Origin of the sequence: Neobacillus vireti, from assembly GCF_001026695.1 — a bacterium.
GTDB classification, from domain to species: domain Bacteria; phylum Bacillota; class Bacilli; order Bacillales; family Cytobacillaceae; genus Neobacillus; species Neobacillus vireti.
Genome location: NZ_LDNB01000006.1, coordinates 161,953 through 183,359, shown reverse-complemented (window position 1 = coordinate 183,359; position 21,407 = coordinate 161,953). Strand labels below are relative to the sequence as shown.

21 protein-coding genes and 1 CRISPR repeat array are annotated in these 21,407 nt (G+C 40.7%); of the genes, 5 read left to right on the top strand and 16 right to left on the bottom strand.

The genetic code is table 11. The features are described 5' to 3' along the window. Nucleotides 1-61: 61 nt before the first annotated feature. On the bottom strand, nucleotides 62-226 hold the full coding sequence (locus AA980_RS27475) for a hypothetical protein (protein ID WP_024026427.1): 165 nt from the start codon (nucleotides 224-226) through the stop codon (nucleotides 62-64). Nucleotides 227-450: 224 nt separating this feature from the next. On the opposite strand from AA980_RS27475, the gene AA980_RS07090 reads away from it, so the two are divergent. Next, nucleotides 451-987, top strand: coding sequence for a ribonuclease H-like YkuK family protein (locus AA980_RS07090; RefSeq protein WP_024026426.1), 537 nt, complete (start codon nucleotides 451-453; stop codon nucleotides 985-987). Between the two features lie 55 nt (nucleotides 988-1,042). Here AA980_RS07090 and AA980_RS07085 read toward each other — a convergent pair whose 3' ends face one another. From AA980_RS07085 to AA980_RS07070, 4 genes are read right to left on the bottom strand one after another with little or no spacing between them, the layout of a single operon-like run. Further along, nucleotides 1,043-1,999, bottom strand: a complete 957-nt coding sequence (locus tag AA980_RS07085; protein ID WP_034723050.1) for a siderophore ABC transporter substrate-binding protein — start codon at nucleotides 1,997-1,999, stop codon at nucleotides 1,043-1,045. Between the two features lie 19 nt (nucleotides 2,000-2,018). Continuing rightward, nucleotides 2,019-2,780, bottom strand: a complete 762-nt coding sequence (locus AA980_RS07080) for an iron ABC transporter ATP-binding protein (RefSeq protein ID WP_024026424.1) — start codon at nucleotides 2,778-2,780, stop codon at nucleotides 2,019-2,021. Then, nucleotides 2,777-3,727: an iron chelate uptake ABC transporter family permease subunit gene (locus tag AA980_RS07075; RefSeq protein ID WP_024026423.1), complete on the bottom strand. Its 951-nt coding sequence runs from the start codon at nucleotides 3,725-3,727 to the stop codon at nucleotides 2,777-2,779. The genes AA980_RS07080 and AA980_RS07075 overlap by 4 nt, the downstream gene beginning before the upstream one ends. After that, nucleotides 3,720-4,670: an ABC transporter permease gene (locus tag AA980_RS07070; protein ID WP_024026422.1), complete on the bottom strand. Its 951-nt coding sequence runs from the start codon at nucleotides 4,668-4,670 to the stop codon at nucleotides 3,720-3,722. Before AA980_RS07070 ends, AA980_RS07075 begins: the two co-directional genes overlap by 8 nt. A 304-nt stretch (nucleotides 4,671-4,974) precedes the next feature. Here AA980_RS07070 and AA980_RS07065 point away from each other — a divergent pair, with 304 nt between their 5' ends. Continuing rightward, nucleotides 4,975-6,624 (top strand): M20/M25/M40 family metallo-hydrolase, encoded by a 1,650-nt coding sequence (locus AA980_RS07065; protein ID WP_024026421.1) that lies wholly within the window; start codon nucleotides 4,975-4,977, stop codon nucleotides 6,622-6,624. 130 nt (nucleotides 6,625-6,754) lie between these two features. Beyond that, nucleotides 6,755-7,240 carry a lipoprotein gene (locus tag AA980_RS07060; protein ID WP_024026420.1) on the top strand — a complete coding sequence of 162 codons (486 nt, stop codon included), beginning with the start codon at nucleotides 6,755-6,757 and terminating at the stop codon, nucleotides 7,238-7,240. Between the two features lie 150 nt (nucleotides 7,241-7,390). On the opposite strand, the gene AA980_RS07055 is transcribed toward AA980_RS07060, so the two are convergent. Continuing rightward, nucleotides 7,391-8,389 carry a DUF418 domain-containing protein gene (locus AA980_RS07055; RefSeq protein WP_024026419.1) on the bottom strand — a complete coding sequence of 333 codons (999 nt, stop codon included), beginning with the start codon at nucleotides 8,387-8,389 and terminating at the stop codon, nucleotides 7,391-7,393. A 100-nt stretch (nucleotides 8,390-8,489) separates the two neighbouring features. Next, nucleotides 8,490-9,101 (bottom strand): methyltransferase, encoded by a 612-nt coding sequence (locus tag AA980_RS07050; protein ID WP_024026418.1) that lies wholly within the window; start codon nucleotides 9,099-9,101, stop codon nucleotides 8,490-8,492. A 235-nt stretch (nucleotides 9,102-9,336) separates the two neighbouring features. On the opposite strand from AA980_RS07050, the gene AA980_RS07045 reads away from it, so the two are divergent. Further along, entirely contained in the window at nucleotides 9,337-10,155 is an 819-nt protein-coding gene (locus AA980_RS07045; RefSeq protein ID WP_024026417.1) for a PRD domain-containing protein, read from the top strand. Between the two features lie 49 nt (nucleotides 10,156-10,204). Here the strand turns inward: AA980_RS07045 and nagE are convergent, their stop codons facing one another. From nagE to AA980_RS07010, 8 genes are all read right to left on the bottom strand, one after another. Continuing rightward, the gene (gene nagE / locus AA980_RS07040; RefSeq protein WP_024026416.1) at nucleotides 10,205-11,650 is read right to left on the bottom strand and encodes an N-acetylglucosamine-specific PTS transporter subunit IIBC; all 1,446 of its coding nucleotides are present in this window, start codon (nucleotides 11,648-11,650) and stop codon (nucleotides 10,205-10,207) included. A 198-nt stretch (nucleotides 11,651-11,848) separates the two neighbouring features. Continuing rightward, complete coding sequence (locus AA980_RS07035) at nucleotides 11,849-12,337, bottom strand: PTS sugar transporter subunit IIA (RefSeq protein ID WP_024026415.1); 489 nt, start codon at nucleotides 12,335-12,337, stop codon at nucleotides 11,849-11,851. 360 nt (nucleotides 12,338-12,697) lie between these two features. Next, the gene (locus AA980_RS07030) at nucleotides 12,698-13,255 is read right to left on the bottom strand and encodes a hypothetical protein (RefSeq protein WP_024026414.1); all 558 of its coding nucleotides are present in this window, start codon (nucleotides 13,253-13,255) and stop codon (nucleotides 12,698-12,700) included. Beyond that, nucleotides 13,252-13,890, bottom strand: coding sequence for an SCO family protein (locus AA980_RS07025; protein WP_024026413.1), 639 nt, complete (start codon nucleotides 13,888-13,890; stop codon nucleotides 13,252-13,254). The genes AA980_RS07030 and AA980_RS07025 overlap by 4 nt, the downstream gene beginning before the upstream one ends. Nucleotides 13,891-13,970: 80 nt before the next feature. After that, nucleotides 13,971-15,647 carry a cbb3-type cytochrome c oxidase subunit I gene (locus AA980_RS07020; protein ID WP_024026412.1) on the bottom strand — a complete coding sequence of 559 codons (1,677 nt, stop codon included), beginning with the start codon at nucleotides 15,645-15,647 and terminating at the stop codon, nucleotides 13,971-13,973. Nucleotides 15,648-15,661: 14 nt separating this feature from the next. Continuing rightward, nucleotides 15,662-16,123, bottom strand: coding sequence for a cytochrome c oxidase subunit II (locus AA980_RS07015; RefSeq protein WP_024026411.1), 462 nt, complete (start codon nucleotides 16,121-16,123; stop codon nucleotides 15,662-15,664). A 13-nt stretch (nucleotides 16,124-16,136) separates the two neighbouring features. Further along, nucleotides 16,137-16,274, bottom strand: coding sequence for a hypothetical protein (locus tag AA980_RS27160; RefSeq protein WP_156351148.1), 138 nt, complete (start codon nucleotides 16,272-16,274; stop codon nucleotides 16,137-16,139). Between the two features lie 275 nt (nucleotides 16,275-16,549). Continuing rightward, entirely contained in the window at nucleotides 16,550-17,854 is a 1,305-nt protein-coding gene (locus tag AA980_RS07010) for an MFS transporter (RefSeq protein WP_024026410.1), read from the bottom strand. A 121-nt stretch (nucleotides 17,855-17,975) separates the two neighbouring features. Here AA980_RS07010 and AA980_RS07005 point away from each other — a divergent pair, with 121 nt between their 5' ends. Further along, nucleotides 17,976-19,196 (top strand): helix-turn-helix domain-containing protein, encoded by a 1,221-nt coding sequence (locus tag AA980_RS07005; protein ID WP_024026409.1) that lies wholly within the window; start codon nucleotides 17,976-17,978, stop codon nucleotides 19,194-19,196. A gap of 397 nt (nucleotides 19,197-19,593) precedes the next feature. Beyond that, a CRISPR array of direct repeats spans nucleotides 19,594-20,947; the repeat unit is 32 nt; unit sequence ATTTCAATCCACGCACCCATGTAGGGTGCGAC. Between the two features lie 168 nt (nucleotides 20,948-21,115). Here AA980_RS07005 and cas2 read toward each other — a convergent pair. Then, nucleotides 21,116-21,406 carry a CRISPR-associated endonuclease Cas2 gene (gene cas2, locus AA980_RS07000; protein ID WP_034723049.1) on the bottom strand — a complete coding sequence of 97 codons (291 nt, stop codon included), beginning with the start codon at nucleotides 21,404-21,406 and terminating at the stop codon, nucleotides 21,116-21,118. Nucleotide 21,407: the final 1 nt, after the last annotated feature.

Here is a 21,407-nt window from a genome sequence, read left to right as displayed (position 1 = left end):
GTGTCCACCCCACACGGACAAATGTCCACGGACGGTGCCTGACACCCCATTGAATAACACCCTATTTTTCTTTCGGACGGCAGTTTTTGCAGACTTTGATGGTTTGGTTTGTTTCTGTTTTGTATGGATAGAGCAGTTTTATTCTTGTTCTTTCACATATTGGACATGTCCCCCGTCCATTTTCCGGCAGGTGACTGATGGTCTTTCCCCGATTTCTCTTTGCCATTTTCATCCATCCTAATCAATAATAAATTCCTTTCTTTATTAAATGTTGGACTAGCAGAAAGAATGATAGGCATTTAATTGTTTTTACGGATAAAAACAACAAAAATGTATAAACCAAGGAACTCATTTTACTATGGCTGCACGCTAAATATCCCCTTTCCATAAAATGTGGTAAGAGCCAATAGGAAATTCTTCAACAAGAAGGGAAAGATATGGTGCTTAAAAATGAAAAAATCCCAGGCTTATCATCATTCATTTCAGAATCTTCAAGAGAATAGAATGTCGTTTGATCAGGTTTTTACACGGATTGTCGAGTTCATGAACATAGATCCTCGAGGAAACTTCCGCTTAATGGTCGGAACGGATTCACAGGTTCATAAATCCCAGACTACCTTTATCACTGGAATCGTGATCCAAAATGAAGGGAAAGGTGTGTGGGCTTGCATTCGAAAAGTGATTATCCCAAGAAAAATGACACATTTACATGATCGCATCTCCCTTGAACTGTCATTAACAGAAGAGGTCGTTTCTTTGTTCACAGAGGAAAGAAAAAGTGAACTGATCAATATTGTTCTTCCCCATCTTTATCAAGGTGCAACCTTCACAATGGAGGGCCATATCGATATCGGTGCAGGGAAACGCAACAAAACAAGAGAATTTGTCAAAGAAATGGTAACAAGGATTGAATCCATGGGAGTCGAACCAAAAATCAAACCAAACGCCTTCGTCGCCTCAAGCTATGCAAACCGTTACACAAAATAAGGGTGTCAGGCACCATGTGAAATTTTCACATAGTGCCTGACACCCTTTCCTTCATTTATATAGCGGATTCTATTTCTTTGGCCATTATTTTCATGGATTTTAAGCCGCCGCCGCTTAGGTACCAAGCGTCTGCGTCTAGGTAGACGATCTTATCATTTTTATAAGCTGCCGTTTTCTTTACTAGTTCATTTTCAATGATTTCTTTTGCGCCGACTTCTCCTCCTACAGCTGTTGCGCGGTCAATGACAAATAATACGTCTGGATTTTTCTCCATAATGTATTCAAACGTTACGCTTTGACCATGAGTAGAGACTTCAATTTTCTTATCGGCAGCGCCAAATCCAAATACATCATGAATGATTCCAAAGCGGGAGCTTGGTCCATAGGCACTCACTTTTCCTTCGTTCGCCAACAAAATAAGTCCTTTTTGGTCTAGTCCAGTGGCCTTTTTATTTACCTTTTCAACGGACGCTTTAATGTCTTCTAATTCACCGGCCACCTTGTCTTCTTTTCCAAAAATTTCTCCCACTAGCTTCATATTTTTCTCAAAAGAGTCCATATAGTTTGTATAATCAATGTCCACATATACCGTTGGTGCAATCTCTGCAAATTGATCATATAATTCCGCTTGACGTGTCGAGATAAAAATAACATCTGGTTTCAATGCATGAACTGCTTCAAAATCCGGCTCTTTTAAGCTGCCGACATTCGTATATTTTTTATCGGCATATTTTTTCAAATAGGCTGGAACCGTTGCTTGTGGGACACCAGTGACATCGATACCTAACTCATCTAGGGTATCCAAGATACCAAAATCAAACACAACCACTTTCTGAGGTTTTTTCCCAACTACTGCCTCACCATATTTATGCTTAATAGTCATTTTCTCTGCTGTTTCCTTTGTATCCGCTGAAGTCGTTTTCGACTGGTCTGCCTCTTTTGAAGCACCCCCACAGGCAGCTAATACGAAAATCACGCTAAAAATCAATCCTAGTAAACTCCACTTTCTCATCATCAATCCCACTTTCTTTTTATGAATTAAAATAAACACAGATTCTGCAGTTATTCATTTCTTGAATCGGTATTTCCATATCGTAAATCTCGCTTAACGCCTCCGACTGAATAATCTCCTCTGTCGGTCCGTCCTTCACGACCTTGCCATCCTTCATCGCGACAATTCGGTCCGAATAAACAGAAGCAAAGTTAATATCATGCAAGACGATGACGACGGTTTTCCCCAACTCATCCACTAACCGGCGTAATATTTTCATAATTTGAACAGAGTGCTTCATATCCAAATTATTCAGCGGTTCATCCAGCAAAATGTAGTCGGTATCTTGGGCAATCACCATCGCGATAAAGGCCCGCTGGCGCTGACCGCCAGATAACTCATCCAAAAAGCTGTCCTGCATTTCGGTTAGGTGCATATATTCGAGCGATTGCTCGACAATCCGTTCATCTTCCGCCGTTAACCGCCCCTTTGAGTAGGGAAAGCGCCCAAAGGAAACAAGCTCGCGAATCGTCAGGCGGACATTCATGTAATTCGACTGCTTTAGAATTGAAACCCTTTTAGCAAATTCCTGTGACTTCATCTTGCGGACATCCGCGTTATCGACAAGCACTTCGCCCGTATCAGCATCAAGCAGCCGGCTGACCATCGACAACAGTGTTGATTTCCCTGCACCATTCGGGCCAATAAAGGAAGTAATTTTACCAGGTTGAATATCCACCGAAACCTCTTCGACAACCGGCTTTTTCCCGTAAAACTTCGATAATGCTCTCACTTGAATCATCCAGTCTTCCTCTCCTTCAATAATAAGTAGATGAAATAGACACCACCGATAAAGTTAATGATGACGCTCAAGGTCGTCGAAAACGTAAAGACCCGTTCGACCACCCATTGCCCACCGACAAGAGCGATTATACTCATGACAACGGAACCGCTAATGAGTACCCTGTGTTTGTGTGTTTTAAAAAATTGGTACGACAGGTTGGCAACAATTAAACCAAAAAAAGTAATCGGGCCAACTAATGCCGTCGAAATCGAAATGAAAATCGCCACAATTACCAGCATTTTTTTCACAATCGCATCATAGGGAACCCCTAGATTAATCGCCATCTCCCTGCCAAGCGATAACACATCAAGATATTTTAAATAACGCCAAGCATAAATCGTCACAAGCCCAATGATGACAAGGGCCAGCCACACTAAATCACCATTAATATTATTAAAACTAGCAAACATCCGGTCTTGGACAATCTGAAACTCATTTGGATCAATCAGCACTTGGAAAAACGTCGAAATACTTGAGAAAAAGGTTCCAACGATAATCCCAACCAGCAATAAGAAATAAATCGACTGCCCGCCTTTTTTAAATAAAAACCGATATAACAATAGAGCAAATACAACCATCACGGCCGAAGAAAGAAGAAAATTCACTTGCTTATTGACAATGATCATGTGACCGGAACCGAGGAAGAATATAATCAATGTTTGTAATAACAGGTAAAGAGAATCCAGCCCCATAATGCTCGGGGTTAAAATTCGGTTATGGGTAATCGTCTGAAAAACAACGGTGGCATACGCGATGGTAAAACCTGTTATCACCATTGCCATCACTTTTATTGCTCTTCTCGGCAGCGCATAATCAAAACTGCCATTTAAATCATGAAATAAGTACAGGGCACAGCAACCCGCCGCGATCAAGGCGAGACTGGCCATTTTCATCGAATTACGCATATGCTTTCCTCCTAAAAAGAAGGATTAAGAAAATCCCACTGCCTATAACTCCCACCATGAGACTGATCGAAATCTCATAAGGGTAAATGATAACACGCCCCAAAATATCACAAACCAGCAAAAAGATGGCTCCTGCCAAGGCAGTATGAGGTAATGTTTTTTGTAAATGGTCCCCTTTGAAGATCGAGATGATATTCGGAATGATTAAGCCAAGAAATGGGATAATTCCCACAGTTAATACAACTGTTGCCGTAATCAAGGCGACCAATATCAGTCCTATATTCACAACCCGGCGATAGCCAAGACCCAAGTTTTTCGAAAAATCCTCGCCCATTCCTGCCACGGTAAAGCGGTTGGCATATAAATAGGCCATTATTAAGATTGGGATACTTATGTATAGCAGTTCATAGCGACCTTTCATAATCATTGAAAAATCACCCTGCAGCCATGCCGACATATTTTGAATGACATCAGCACGATAAGCGAAAAAGGTTGTCACAGAGGACAAAATATTTCCAAACATCAGCCCGACCAGCGGAATAAAAATCGCATCTTTAAACTTAATCCGGTTAAGAATCTGCATAAATAAAAATGTACCGCCAAGTGCAAACAGGAATGCAACCACCATTTTCTCAAGCATCGATGCGTTTGCAAACAACAACATTGCCACAAGGATTCCAAGCCGAGTAGCATCCAAGGTTCCTGCCGTTGTTGGAGAGACGAATTTGTTCCGGCTGAGCTGCTGCATAATCAAACCAGCAATACTCATTCCCGCCCCGGCCAGTAATATCGCAACAAGACGCGGTATGCGGCTGATTAAGAATATTTGCGTTTCCTCTGATTGAAGGTCTAATAGGTCCAATGGTGATAGATTGCTAACCCCTACAAACAAGGAAATCCCTGATAATATAAGTAACACAACTAGTAAATATCGTTTCTTCATGACTGTCTCCAATATTTCTATTTTCCCAGCATTATAGATGAAATTGAAAATCATTATCATTTGCTTATTAACTTGATTATACCATTGAGAAATTTTACGTCAACAGGTAATTGAGAATTTCTATCAATTGTAAGAGGGAGAGAAATTCAAATAAAAAGCGGCACCATCAATAAAATGTTACACCTTTTAAAGGCTAAAAATGATGCGTAACCTTTTCTTGTTCCACAATCAGAATAGTGGTTGCCTACCTTCCAACTTTCCCCTTATACTTAAGTGGATAAATTTGGTTATAAGGAGAAACCGTATGTTTTCAAACCTTCAATTTTTAGAAGCGGCACAGCAGGCAGAGTATTTGACGAAGGAACTGATCAAGCTTAAAAGCTATAACGGGACGAATGGGGAAAATCTGAAGGCGCAGTATTTATTGGATGTGATTCACTCGTTTCCATATTTCCAACAAAATCGCGAGCATGCTTGGACAAAATCGATTGAACACGACGAGCACCAGCGCAAAAATGTCTTTGCCTTTGTCAAAGCGGCAAACGAGTCGAAAAAAACGATTATTTTTCATGCTCATATCGATACAGTGGGAACAGAAGATTTTGGCTCTTTGCAGGCTATCTCCCATGATCCAGATGCACTCCAAGCCTATTTTGCAGGCTATAGCGCTGATCAGGAGGTCCAACAGGATGCCTTGTCAGGTGAGTGGCTGTTTGGCAGAGGATCGCTTGATATGCAAAGCGGCATTGCTGTTCATCTCGTCAACCTCCTTTATTTTTCAAGACATCCCGAAGAATTAAACGGGAATTTGCTGGTGATGTTTAATCCCGACGAAGAAAGCCAGCACGCGGGGATGCGCAGTGCACTAACCGAGTTAAAAAGATTAAGAGATGAACACTCCTTGGAATTAACGGCTGCGATCAATGACGATTTCATTACGAATTTATATGAAGGGGACGAAAATAAATATATTTATACAGGTGTGGCCGGAAAGCTGCTCCCGTGTTTTTATATTTTCGGCAGAGAGGCACATGTCGGTGAGAGTGTTTCCACCATCGATCCAACTATTATAGCCTCTGCCCTTAATCTGAAAATTGCCCAAAACCTTCAGCTTGTCGAAAAAATTGAAGGAGAACTGATCCTGCCTCCGAGTTGTTTATTTCTAAGGGATGATAAAAAAAGCTATGATGTGCAGACAGCCATAAGCTGTAAGCTATATTTTAATTACTTTGTTTACGAAAAATCTCCAAAGCAGATAATCAACGAGCTGCTCGGAATAACGAAGCAAATCTGTACGGAACAGGCTGAAAGACAGAAAAGTACTTATCTGCAATTCTGCCATGTAAACGCTCTCCCAGCTAAACAGCTTGATTGGACGATCGAGGTTACTAGTTTAGAGGATTATATTCATTATCTGAACAAATTGAATTTACATCCAGAGGAGACAATTCAGGAAACCTACAAAATGTATAACCGAAAAGACCAGGATGATCGGATGCTGGCATTCTATATCGTTGAAGCCTTGCAAAACCTTGATCCGGAGAAAAAGCCGCGCGTGATTGTATTTTTTGCACCGCCTTTCCTGCCTTCAAACTATATGGAGGAGGACAACCGGATATATTCGAAGGTTAAGGCGGAATTGGAAAAGGAAGCATTACTCGTAAACGAACGATTTCAATTAAAGAAATACTTCCCTTTTTTATCTGATGGAAGTTTTATGACCTTTAATGGGGCTGAAGCGGAAATGATTTCTTTAAAAAATAACTTTCCTGCTATGGATCAGTTATTTCCTTTACCGCTCGAGGCGATGAAGGAATTGAGCATTCCTTCTATTAATATCGGTGTTTATGGAAAAAACGGGCACAATTGGACCGAGCGCGTCTACATGCCCTATAGCTTCGGAATCCTGCCAAGACTGATTCGGAATATAACAAAAAGTTTACTAGCTGATTGAATTTATTAAGCAAGGGACTGATCTCATTTAGGGGACGAGTCCCTTTTCCATGCTTTAACGAAATTATTATTTTTCCAGCACATATTGGACTTCCAGCGCCTCATAAATTGGGCAATAGGAGGTGAGGGGAGTGAAAAAAGCGTTAGCAGTTTTTGTTTTTTCGATGATTTTTTTATTGGCAGGATGCTTTGGCGGCGACCCAGTGAAGGACGACTTACTTAACTATGTGAACAAAGAAATGAAACAGGCTGTGAAATTGGAAGCGGCTGCTGTCTCTGCCTATGAGGGGATATCGGGGGCAAACTTTAAGGATGATCAAACGATGTACGATGGTTTAACGAAAGAGGTCATTCCGAATTATACAAAATTAATTAGTGAGCTTAACTCGGTTTCCATCAAAACGGATGAGGTAAAGGCAATCCATGAGATTTTTATTAAGGGGGCTGACATCCAGTTGAAAGCCCTTGAAAAAGTTAAGCAGGCGATAGAAGATCAGGACTCTGCTCTAATTGAAGAGGCCAACGATATGTTGGCTGACGCCGAAAAACTTCTTCTTGATTACAAAAACAAGCTGTATAAACTGGCAAAGGAACATGATGTAAAAATAAAAAAATAGACTTCCAATCCGCTTAGTTTAATGAAAAAAAACTGAACATGGTCAAAGCAAAAAACAATCCATCCTTTATCAGCCAAACAAGGGTGGATTATTTTTTTTCCTTCTTATAAACTGGTTGCTGTAATATCAGTAAATGGCTTATTAATTTGTTTACTTCCTTAGTGGCGGTATTTCAAAATAGGTTACTATTCTCCAAATCCATTCTAGTGGCCCGAAGCGAAAGAATTGCAGCCATACTTGGCTAAAAATTAGCTGAACCCCCAAAATGGCTAAACATAAAAATAGCGATTGGATGTAGGTAATAGTGTTGAATAAATGCAGGACCTTCCCCGCGAGTAAAACGAATGCAGTTTGTGAAACATAGTTTGTTAATGCCATTCGTCCATAGCTTTTTAACGGTGATAATAATTTCTGGATAAGTGTTAATTGTAAGAGCCAAATCAGAAGCCCCGCATAAAAAGCCGAGACCAGCGGACCGATGGTAATTCCGATGTTTAAAAAGCGCTTGGTCTTCTGGAAGTTCGCATCAGCTCCATCGCCGAAAACAACCGGAGCATATTGATACTGATAGATTACGCCGATGATGCTTAACACCAACATGATACTCGTAAAAATCGCAATTTGATTACGGCTTTTAGCCAGTTGCTCGAACACATGAAATTGCCCTGCGGCAATTCCTAATAGCATAAGCGGAAGAACCATAAAGAGTTTGAAAGAAAAGATACCCAAAACAATTAACATCGCAATGCCAAAGATTAGATTGACCATTTTATTAGCTTTGTAAAATGGCATAATTAAGATGCCGCAAACAGCATAAATGGTTAGCGCTTCACCCGGAAGGTATTGGACATGGACATATCCGATGATAAATAAGGCGATCATCCGTCTTAGGAATAAAACGTATCCATTCCGTCCTTTCGCCTCCGCCCGGGTGATAAACAAATAAAACCCAACCCCAAACAAAAAGGTAAAAATCGTATAAAAGCGCCCTTCCACAAATAAATATAGAAACCTCCAGTAAGACGCATTTATCGTGTGGGGCACAGGCAGCGGCATAGACAGCATCGGGATAATATTCACTAAAATAATACCCATCAACGCAAATCCCCGCAAATAATCCAGCGTATCAATCCGTTTATCGAAATCCATAGCCCCCTCCTTATAGCAGTGCAGTTAATGTCGTTTCTGACACCCCAAACTCAAAGTGTCCACCCCAGGAGGACAAATGTCCACGAGTGGTGCCTGACACCTATATAAGCCGATACACTAAAAATCTTTCATTAGGATTATGTTCAATTAAATGAGGCAAGATGATTTCCTGTTTTAATTCAAACGACGTCTGGTTTTCCAGAAAATAAATATAATCCGCTGATGGATAATATAACACCAGTTCAACATCCCGCTCATCATTCTCCACTGACAACAAAATATTATTTACAATCTTCCTAAACACTTGAATCGAAAACGGATTAAAGAAATAGAAGCGATTATCGTCTGCCCCAATCTCAAATTCTTCCGCCAAGCAGCAATAAAACTGAATGGAATCTCGGCTGCTTTTCGTTCTCCTCACATAACTCCCGAGATTTTCGACGGCAGCCTTATAAAGGGTCTCATTCATTTCCACCCCGGTCACCGAAGCATGAAAGAAATAATGGATATAAAAATTTAACCGCCCTTTCCCGCACCCAAAATCAACCACCCGATCACTGCATTTCACTTGATAATGACGAAATAATTCCTCAAGCGCACTATATGGTGTCGGTTCATAAGGATGATAATGCAACGACTGGCTGGAAGGACCCCCATGCAGGTCCCCCCTCGTTTTAATGTTCAATAATTTATCATAAGAATGTTCTTTCATCGCTTACACCTATTTAAGTAAATTTCTAACACAGCTTCATTAAGATTAAACCATTTTTTGAAAAAAAGACATTTTTATAGAGACTGCAGACGATTTTTCCTGACTATCGGGCAAGAAAGAAGGAAAAAGTGGTATAATGTCGAAAGTCTATAAATATAGAGGAATGACTGTGTAAAGGTAGAATCATTCCCAATCAATTTCTTAATCGCTCCAGAAAAGAAGGAGATGTTTTCATGTGAAAATAAAAAAAATTCTCAATAACAATGCCGTGGTGGTTTCCGATAATAATCAAGAAAAGATTGCCATTGGCGCAGGAATTGCCTATCAAAAGAGGAAAAATGATATTATTAACCCGAGTAAGGTTGAGAAACTATTTGTTATGAAAGAAAATGAGAAATTTCAGAAGCTGCTTCTCCAAATACCCGAAGAACATTTTGCCCTCTCAGAAGAAATTATCACTCACGCTGAAGAATCCCTTGGAGCCAAATTAAACGACCATATTCACATCGCCCTTACCGATCACTTGTCATTCGCCATTGAACGTGTACGGGATGGAATTAAGTTGAAAAATAAGCTTTTACACGAAATAAAAATCCTCTATAAAAGAGAATTTGATATCGGCATGTGGGCAATCCAGCATATCGAAAAAAAGACCAACATTAAAATGCCGGCTGATGAAGCGGCCTTTATCGCACTTCATCTGCACACCGCTAACCTGCAAGGCGGAGATATGAAGCACACACTAAGGCAAACTGCCATCATTGGGAGCATGGTTGAGACAATTAAGGATTCCTTAAACCTTGAAATTGACGATGATGACCTTTCCTACCAGCGCTTAATAACTCATCTTCGTTTTGCCATTTCTCGCATCAGCAGTCCTGAGCCGAACACAATCGATGACGAGATGCTGAAAATGATCACCAATAAATTCCCTGCGGCCTACAATTGTGCAAGGAAAGTCGCTAACGTTCTATTGAAAAATCACGGCATGCTTCTGCCAGACCATGAACTTGGATATTTAACCCTTCATATCGAAAGATTGCGAAAGCGTTAAAAAACGCTTGGACCCAATTCGAGTCCAAGCGTTTTTTATCAATCACCTTTTATCTTTTCTTCCGGATTTTCATAATTTCATCAGCAACAAATTGTACGTTTGTTCCGACAATAACTTGAATGCTTTCCGGTCCAACGATATTAATCCCAGGTACACCTGTCGCCTTAATTTTCTTTTGGTCGACGGCTTTCATGTCTTTTACTTCCATTCTTAGACGTGTGACACAATTGTCAACTGCAGTCACGTTCGCATCGCCGCCTAAGCCTTCGTAAATTTGCGCTGCCATTACAGCAAATTTACTATCGCCTTTAGCAAGAGACACTTCATCATCTTCATCATCTTCCTCACGACCCGGAGTCATTAGGTTGAATTTTGTAATGATGAAGCGGAATAAGAAGTAGTAAATTACGGCAAAGACCAAACCTTGAACAATTAACATATATGGCTGGTTTGCAATTGGAATTTTCAAACTTAAAAACCAGTCGATAAATCCAGCACTAAAACCAAAACCTGCTGTCCAGTGGAACATGGCAGCAATTGCTAAAGAAAGACCTGTTAACACAGCATGAACAAGATAAAGCATTGGAGCAACAAACATAAATGCAAATTCAATTGGTTCTGTTACCCCAGTAAAGAAGGAAGCGAATCCAGCAGCTAGCATTAACGAAGCCACTTGTTTTTTCTTCCTCGTTTTTGCCGTATGAATCATTGCTAATGCAGCCGCTGGCAAGCCAAACATCATAACAGGGAAGAAGCCAGCTTGATACATTCCGGTAACACCTTTTTCCCCTTTACTTGCCCAGAAGTTCTTAATATCATCAATTCCGGCAACATCAAACCAGAACACAGAGTTCAAGGCGTGATGCAGTCCGGTCGGGATTAATAGTCGGTTGAAGAAGCCATAAAGGCCGGCACCGAAAGCCCCTAACTTACTCATTCCTGTACCGAAAGAAACTAAACCGGTAAAAATGGCAGGCCATACAAAGAACAATACGACAGAAGCAACAATCATCGAAACCGCTGTCATTATTGGCACTAAGCGTTTGCCGCTAAAGAAGGCCAAGAAATCTGGTAACTTTACCTGACTAAAGCGGTTGTACATCATTGATGCAACAATACCTGAGAGAATACCAACAAAGGCATTTCCAATTTTGCCAAAAGCAGGGTCAACCTTTGCTACATCAATTCCTTGCAGCATCGCAACTGAATCCTTTGAAAGCAAAGTGGTTACAACTAAGAAGGCAACCAATCCACTAAGTGCGGCGGAGCCGTCCCGTTCTTTTGCCATTCCAAGTGCAACACCGACAGCAAAGAGAATCGGAATATTGTCAATGATGGAACCGCCGGCTTTAATTAAGAATGATGCTACTGGACTATCAGCTCCCCAGCCTGAAGGGTCAATCCAATAACCAATACCCATCAAAATGGCGGCAGCCGGTAATACGGCTACGGGCAGCATCAACGAGCGCCCAAGTCTTTGAAAATACTTCTTCATCTTATTACCTCCAATTAATTTTAATTAAACTACTAAACATCTAAAAATACGACCAATGAAAATAAATGATTTCAGCAAAAATATGACGTATAGCAGCCTTGTGTCAATCTTACTATTTTTTTCAATCACCTCCTTAAGGCAAATTTTTTTAAAAGTGAAGTGCTGCCAGTCGAAAGCAGCCCTTCACTTTTTAGCAGATTATTTTGCCGAAGCAGTGAATAAAACCGTCTTGCCGGCAGTACCTTCCTTTTCCTCGGTGAAAGCATAGTGCTTTTTGCCTTCTTCACTGTTGGTAATCACAACCGGCGTGACCGTGCTTTTGGCGTTTGTACTAATATATTCCCAGTCAACCTCTATTAGTAGCTGTCCGGCTGAAACTTTGTCCCCGTCTTTTACAGCAACATTGAAGCCCTTACCATCCAAAGCAACGGTTTCCAAGCCAACATGAATCAGAATTTCTGTACCGTCGTCGGCACGGAGACCAACTGCATGCTTAGTAGCCGCCACAAGAATAACGGTCCCCTTTACTGGAGAAACAATATCTCCGGCTGATGGAACTACAGCCAGCCCATCTCCCATCATCTTTTGACTGAAAACAGGATCGGGAACCTCCTCGAGCGTAATGATTTTGCCGCTGACTGGTGTGTAAAAATCCACTGGTTCTTTTTTGAAAAAATTAAAGCGCATAACAATTACTCCTTTGTTTTTTGATTATGTTTCCCAAAGATGCTAAAATACAACAAAAAAGGCATGGAGGTACAAATAAACGGATTTAGCATCCATTCATTTTACCACCATGCCTGATCGTATCAGTAACATGTGATCAATATTAAACTGCACAACTTAATCATACCACTAATTCCAAATAAAACAATATGTAAGCGGTGACATTTTTTCAACTATACACCAACGGACGAAAAAAAGAGCGCCGGCTCACCCGCACTCATCAATTATGGAGTTATATTTTTATAAAAACTGACCATATTCATCTGTAAAGGTAACCATAAAGTAGGTAAGCCCAGTCGATTGATTGGGAGTTCTTTTAGTTTATTGATATTTAGTTGGATCCGTAAAGGTGACGTACAACAAATAGATAACCAGGCAGATTGCTGTCGTTAAAAATCCCCAGCCGAGCGTTAATTGATCCATAATGAGGTAATTGTTGCATAATTGCACAGGTGCTTTAATATATAACAATCCCATCCCAAAATACTTAATTGTAAAAATAATGATAACAGCGTTTTTCCCAAACGAACTAAGTTTTTTCCAGCTGTCACGAAGCGGTATTCCTGCTAAAATCGACAAACTGAAAAATTTAAATATCTCCATACTTTGGAAGTTTAAGGCTTCATCCATTGATCGTGGAATCGTCCAAAAAACGATGATGATGAGAAATAATAGAATTCCCGGGATACCATTACCATTCCATTTTTCAAAAAAACGTGGAAAGCGCAGTTGAAAAAGACGAGCCATTAAGAACCCCGCAATAACCAGCAGCGGCATTTGCATATGCATGTGGACAATCATAATCGATTCCAATAAATGGGCAACGGGAGGGAGTGCTAAGAAAATAACCAGCAGGAAGCCGGAAAAGAATTGGTTCATTGTTTACTCCCCCCATCCTTTTTAAGAATGCTGACAAGTTTCTGACCTGCTTCATCAATCTTTTTATAGTCCATGACATCGATGAGCGTGCCTTGTTTGTCCACTAAGTAAAAGGCTGAGTTATGTGCAAAGTTCCCATTTTCATCAGGAATAACAATCACTCCAAATGCATTTAACAATGAATCCAACTCAGCTTGGTTCGAAATCCTTGCCATCCGCCAGGTTTCGCCATCACTATTGAAATAGCCGCGATATTTTTCCAATGTAGCCGGGTCGTCTCTTTTTGCATCAAAGCTTATGCTTAAAAAAACAATATCTTTGCCGATATACTTGTTTGGCAGCAAATCATACACTTTGGACATGTTCATTTCTAATTTAGGGCAAACCGTTGTACAGGATGTATAAAGAAAGGTAATGAATACGTATTTATCCTTAAACTCTGAAATTGAGTATGTTCGTCCTTTGCTATCCTCAAAAGTGACATCGGAGAATTTAGGCTTAATGTCGATTAGTTGATTGACCCTCGCAGTTTCCGCTGTAAAAGCAGTGAATCCATCTGTCCCAAGATAGAACAATATACATCCAAAGATGATAACAAGAAAACTAGCGAATGCCGTATGCCGGTTTTTGATCACGGAGATCACTTCCCAAATCTATTTTTACTTTAAGTAGAAATAGATAGCTCTAAGCAACGAGCTATCTATTTTTCAAAAAATCACCAAGTTTTAAACGGCGGTGATCCTGGTGGTGCGTTAACGATAAATTCTGTAAGCGGGATAACATAAGCCATTCCGACAAAAATCAGCATTATTACAATCCATAGGCCCCAGCGCTCTGTCCAATATGGAGTTTTCGAAGCGCCCTCTTCCTCTTCAGCAATCGGGAATTCTGTCTCTCCTTTTGGTGCAAAGAACATCATATTGATAACAGCGTACACTTGAAGAAGGACACCAATAATTAACAAGGTACCGCCAACAGCTAACAGGAGTAAATATGGGTTCCAGCCTAACGCTGTCGCGTTATCACCATAGGTTGTATAAGAGGTTCTTCTCGGAGAACCAAGTAATCCGACCGTATGCATGGCTCCTGACATAATGACCATACCAACTGTCCAAATAATCGTTTGGATAACACCCAATTTATTGATTGCTGGTGTTAAGACGCGTTTGGATACATACGGAACTAACCAATAACTTATTCCAAAGAATGTCATGACCACTGACATACCTAATGTTAAGTGGAAATGTCCAGCAATCCACATCGTGTTATGAACGACTTGGTTTAATTGGTTCGTGGATTGTACAATACCGCCTGCTCCTGCAGGGATAAAGGCAAGCATTGCAATAAATGGTGCTAGGAAACGAACATCGCCCCAAGGCATTTTTTTGTACCAGCCGACTATTCCTTTTCCGCCATTCTTCCTTGCCGTCCGTTCAAATACTGCAAACATTGCCCATGCTGTCATTAATGATGGGAAACCAATCGCTAAACTCATAAACACGTGCATAAATTTAACGGATTCTGAAATACCTGGGTCAATGATTTGATGGTGGAATCCACCGGTAATGTTCATAATTACTAAGGCAATAATAACAATCCGAGTTAATAGATCGCTCCAGCGTTTTCCGCCGATAATCTTCGGAACAATAACATACCATGCTGAAACGGCTGTTAAATACCAAATGTTAACTAATGTATGGCCAAAGGCCCAAAATAGTGTCCGGGCAACCATTACGTTTATCGTCTTTACCCAACCGAATGACCAAGGAATAATCATTACAATTACTTCGATTGCCACAGGCAGAGAACCGAAGAATAATAGGATAAATACTCCAGTTGCAAAGAATGATAGGATTGGAACATGTTTTCCTTTATTATTTTTTCGCCAATTTGCAACTTGAATAAAGGCTCCGAATGCACACATCCAAACACCCACAACAATTAAGGCTAAACCAATATAGAACCATGGTGAAGCGGCCATTGGCGGATAAAAGGTATACATAACTGATGCGTTACCCATTAAGATAGGGATTACTGCAAAGACAAATCCGACAATTTTCAGCCCAAAACCAATCCAGGCCATCTTTCTTACTTTTGGAAGCAGCCCTCCTAAGGTATGGGAGAGCCCTGCATAAAAATAACCAATCGTAAAGAAAGCCGTTAACACAACAACCAGTAATAAACCATGTGCGGTCAGAACTTGATAATAATTAAGCCATGATGGTAATTCCAGCAGGCCTGCCCGGTTTAATCCTTGCAGTAAGCCTAACAACCCACCAATGAGTAAGGCCATAAAGGCGACAAATAAATAGGTTTTCGTAATTCTGGCATCCTCCGTGCTGATGCCCATCTCTTTATTTGCTTTTTCTTTTAACGTTTTTGGTATTGCCATTTTGTATCCCACCTTTATTTAACCGTAATTGTTGTACTCATCATTTGGTGGCCGGCACCGCAATATTCATTACATAGAACTAAATACGTTCCAGCTTTATCGAATTTCTGGGTAATTTTTTGAATATGCCCTGGTGGTACCATCGCATTTAGGTTTGTTCCGGCAACTTCAAATCCGTGGACAACATCTTTAGAAGTCAGTGTAAAATGGACCGTTGATCCGGCTGGAACTTCAATATTACCTGGATTAAAACTAAACACTTGTAAGGTCATGACCACTTCATATTCTTTGTCACCAATTTTTGTGATACCAGGTTTGTCAAATGATGCTTGTTGATCCACTTTTTGCGGATCAATGATTTCCTTATTACTCGGCGGTGCCATACCTTGGGCAAATGCTTGATAACCAGTGATAAACATAAAGATCATAATCATACCAAAGCTTAACGTCAGCCATATTTTTTCTTCACGATGCATCTTCTTTTCCCCCTTAAACTCTTGCCATATAAAGACCGTATAGCACGAAATACGTTACAAGAATAACTGCCCCAACCACTGTTACGGAAAAAATTGTCCCTTTATAAGATTCTTTATCGGCCTTTTTTCTGCTAACCTTTGAACCTCCCATCGAAACCCCTCCTAAAGTTATTGTTACTCATATGATAATTGGGAATCGTTATCAGTGTAGTGAACTGTATCACTAGTAATTGAGTTTTTATGAAAAGAACTCATTATTTGACGCAAATAAAAAGGAGGTAGAACGCAGGAATAAAACAACAATTGCACTGTTGTTAAGTGGTTTATGTATTATATTGGGATAAGGATAGGAATGAAAAAGGGGGGTCTTTCGGAAGGCAATTGTGACGAATTATTGAACATAAAAAACAAAGAAAGCAACACCGATTAGGCGCTGCCTTTTTTATAAGAATAGTTGAATGACCGGGTTCTCTCTAACTCCGGATGTGCTGCCCTAATAACGGAAGGCCGTGCCAGGACAAGAATAACGACTAAAAATACCCCAGCTGTTATTAGTAGAACCCATTGCGGCGCAAAAACATCGTACAAAAAACCGTAAAGTACCATACCAAGCGGCATCAGTGCCGTTGCCATCGTTTCAAGAATCGAAAAAACACGGCCTTTGTAATCATCGTCGATTTGTTTCTGCATCATTACTTGGATTGGCGTATTCACAATAATCACCAACGCACCAAGAGTAAACATCATGATTACGTAAAAACTAAAAATCCAACCATACGTCATTTTGACCATTAGCGGAACCGCAATTGACCCCATAATGAACCCCATCCCAATAATGCCCCGCTTGGAAACAAGAAACGGAAATTTCACTTCTTTTCTTACGGAGAAAAAGATGGATAAGAGTAGCATTCCCACTGCAAATGCCCCTTGGGTAAAACCAAAATGCTGGGAAACCATTTTTAATTTTTCAATAAGAATGAAGGAATAACCGACCTCAAACGCACCAAAGAGGAAATTTATTAACAGGGAAATCCAGATAATCGCCATTAGCAGCGGTTGCAATTTCAAATAACTAATTCCCGCCTTTATGCTTTGCCACATAGATTCTTTTGGTTCACCTGTGGCGTGTTTTTTTCTGTTTGCAAACAGTTTAAAATTCATCGTTGATTCAAGAATGACAGCAGTAATGGAAGCTGACATATACATGATGAGGAATACAGGCATTGAGACAGCACCGTACAATAGACCCCCTACTGCCGGGCTGGCTATCGCTGCAAAGGAAATAGACATTTGGTTTAATGACATTGCTCGCTGGACTCTTTCTTTATCCACTAGCCCTGTAATCGAGGATGTAAACGTAACCCCGGAAAACATCGACGTAAGGGACAATATACAGGAAGTGGTATAAATCGCCGCGAGTGACAATCCTGATGTGAAACTTACGACCAGTAATACCCCTATAGCCATCGTTGTAGCAATTTGTGCTATAACGACAATCATTTTTCTTGAATACTTATCCGCCATGTACCCGGCGAATGGTGCCGCGAGTGTTCGCGGCAAAATATTGCAAATTAAGTTCACGGCAAAACTGGCCGCTGACCCGGTTGCCTGTAAAATATAAAAACTAATGGCAAAAGCATAGACTTGTGCCCCAAAGGAAGAAATCAGTTTACTAATCGTGAATGTCCAAAGATGATACGTGGCTTTGCGAAGCTTTTGTTGATCATCCAAAAATATCCCCACCCTAAATGTTTAATTTTATTAAACAAATCATACCATTGAACCTCTTCCATTTCAAGGAAAAGTTTAATATAATTAAACTAATTAATTGATTTAGGGATGTGCTTATTAAATGTTAGGTGAACGAATACGTGAAATAAGGAAAAAGAAAAAGATGACACTTGAAGAGCTCGCGGGTGAAGAACTGACAAAAGGAATGCTCAGCCTGATTGAAAATAATAAGGCCAATCCTTCAATGGAAAGCCTAACATACATCGCTAAGCGACTTGATGTCGAGGTAACCGATCTTTTGGAAGAGATTAGTATGCATGAATTGCGGGAGACTCTCGATAAAGCTGAGGAGCTTTTTAATGTTGATGTTGAAAAAATGACTGATAAATATAAGCAGCTTATTCTTTTGATTGAACCCTTCGTCCCAAATCTTACTCAAGGGTATGAATCGGCACGACTATTGGATATTTATAGCCGCAGTCTTTTTCGTGAAAAAATTACAGGCTGGGAGGTACTTTCTAACAAAGCCGCAAAAATGTACGATCAAATGAATTTGACAGCAAAGCGGGCAAGTATTGGCATCTTTTGGGCAATGGTGAAATTTATCGAGCATGACTACTCACAGTCACTTCAGATACTGGTAAGTGAACGGCAAAAGATCGAATCGAACCACGCTTACATCGATCCGATGACACGAGTGGACTTTGACTATCATGAGGCGATTTTGCATTTTGCAGTTGGTGATTCGGAGGCAGCTGCACGTGTGATGGAGGAGGGAATTCATTTTTCCAAAGAGCACCGAATTTTTTATCGCATTGATGATTTGTATAGGCTCGCTGCTGTACACGCGGAAATGACTCACAACAAACATGAGAAAAGCCATTATTTATTAAAATTAAAACAATATGGAGAATTTGCAGATGATCTGCAGTCCATCCTTGCGCATGATCTCTTTCATGTTCTGTCGCTCATTTCAGAGAAGCGGGAATACGTTAATGCAATAGAAATCAGTGACAAGTACTTAGCTAGCCCAACAACACTTGAGATATACTGCCATTTATTCCGTCTTGAAAAGGGAAAAGCTTTGTATTGTCTTAGTCGTTTTCAAGAAGCGATTGATTGTTTAGAAAATGTTTCAATCCCACCTTATATTCATCATCCCATTGATTTATCCTTACTTTATGTTAAGGACTCGTATATCGCACTTAGCCACTTCGAGTTGGGAAACGTGGACACGGCCCTTCAAATCGCTTCAATCGCGGTGGAAAGTTTTAATCCGCTTCCTCCTACGCCGTACAAAGATTTTGCTAAGGAAGCGCAGAAAAAAATCAATGCAAAATAGGAAACTGGTGCCTGGCATCACGAACGGAGCCGCCCGGTTTTCAGCCTAAGTCGGCTTTGCTTTGAGGTACAAACGATTAAACACATACCATATTTCAAGACAATACACTTGGTTTTAGTAATTAGATTCACATTAATTTCGATCCACCCACCCATGTAGGGTGCGACGTTTAAATTCAATTTTTCGAATAAATCTCGAAATATTTCAATCCATGCACCCATTTAGGGTGCGACAAAATTCCGAACTTTTAATGCTGGCTCTTTTGGCATTTCAATCCACGCACCCATGTAGGGTGCGACGGGCATTGGTTTTGGGTTCGTATTGTTGTGCTGATTTCAATCCACGCACCCATTGTAGGGTGCGACGATATTTTCGCTATCGAAATTGAAAAAATAACGATTTCAATCCACGCACCCATGTAGGGTGCGACAAGCTGAACGGAAAAACAGAATTAGCCTTACGATATTTCAATCCACGCACCCATGTAGGGTGCGACAAGGCCCTTTCGAGACTGGATCACTCGCCGCAGAATTTCAATCCACGCACCCATGTAGGGTGCGACGACCATTCTATTAGTAGGGTAGGGTGCAGAATAGTATTTCAATCCACGCACCCATGTAGGGTGCGACCGGGATAATATCCGATATTGTCTTAACTGTGTTTATTTCAATCCACGCACCCATGTAGGGTGCGACCTATTAGGGTAATAACTAGTGGTATACATTGGCATTTCAATCCACGCACCCATGTAGGGTGCGACGGCACTGGGCATTGATGCGACGGTTAGGATTTTAATTTCAATCCACGCACCCATGTAGGGTGCGACTGCGCCATCCGGAATTTCTGTTAATGTTTCTTCGATTTCAATCCACGCACCCATGTAGGGTGCGACACCAATTAGGGGGACATCCGAAAATGACAATCAACATTTCAATCCACGCACCCATGTAGGGTGCGACCGCAGCCGATCATGTATCACTGGGACGAAGCGCTATTTCAATCCACGCACCCATGTAGGGTGCGACCGTACCTGGTCGGAAGGTATTCACTGTGGACACGATTTCAATCCACGCACCCATGTAGGGTGCGACTACATCTATTTGACCGCCGCTTCGCCAACACCTTATTTCAATCCACGCACCCATGTAGGGTGCGACGTCCAATTTCTCGACAATCAAAGCCGAGTCATTATATTTCAATCCACGCACCCATGTAGGGTGCGACGAGTGGATAATGAAAGATGGTGATTTTTGTGATTATTTCAATCCACGCACCCATGTAGGGTGCGACTCTATCAAGCAAAAACAATATGCCTGCGCTGGCTATTTCAATCCACGCACCCATGTAGGGTGCGACATAAAGATATTATTGTTTAGTTGCCCATTATAGAATTTCAATCCACGCACCCATGTAGGGTGCGACGAGCCTTATCAATGATTTCTTGATTATATTTTAAATTTCAATCCACGCACCCATGTAGGGTGCGACCAATAACGAGGACCATTAAAATTAAACCTAATAATTTCAATCCACGCACCCATGTAGGGTGCGACAAACCCTCACCCCGAAGGGCAAGGGCAACTTTCCAATTTCAATCCACGCACCCATGTAGGGTGCGACCCGCCTCCTGGCTGTTCTTCCTTTTTCACACAAATTTCAATCCACGCACCCATGTAGGGTGCGACAGAAAATGTCGTGTTTTTGTCATTCAACATTGGGATTTCAATCCACGCACCCATGTAGGGTGCGACAGCGGATTTTGACCAAAACAACCTAAAAATAGGTAACTTTTGCCCTAAAACACACTATTTTCTTTAAATAAATAAAGAGCACAATATAATTATGCTAAATATTAGTGATTAATCACAGAAAATCAGGTGCGAATCTCCCAGGAAAAACATGTGCACTATACACTCGCACTAAAAAATTAGAGGGCTATCTAAATCGATTGATTCTTTAACCCCAATATGATCTACCTTGGTTTTATAATTATTACCTAGCTGATAAAACCTAAGACTATCTTCATTTTCATCAATAATATCAGCAAGCTTCAATTTTAAAGCTGTAAATTGAGTGGCATCTACATTACATTCAAATACTGAATTTTGGACACGAATGCCATAATTTTGACAGGTCTTTGAAACCTTCCGAAGTCTTGTTTTTCCACCACTACTAACTGTACTTACGTCATACGTAACTAACACTAACAAA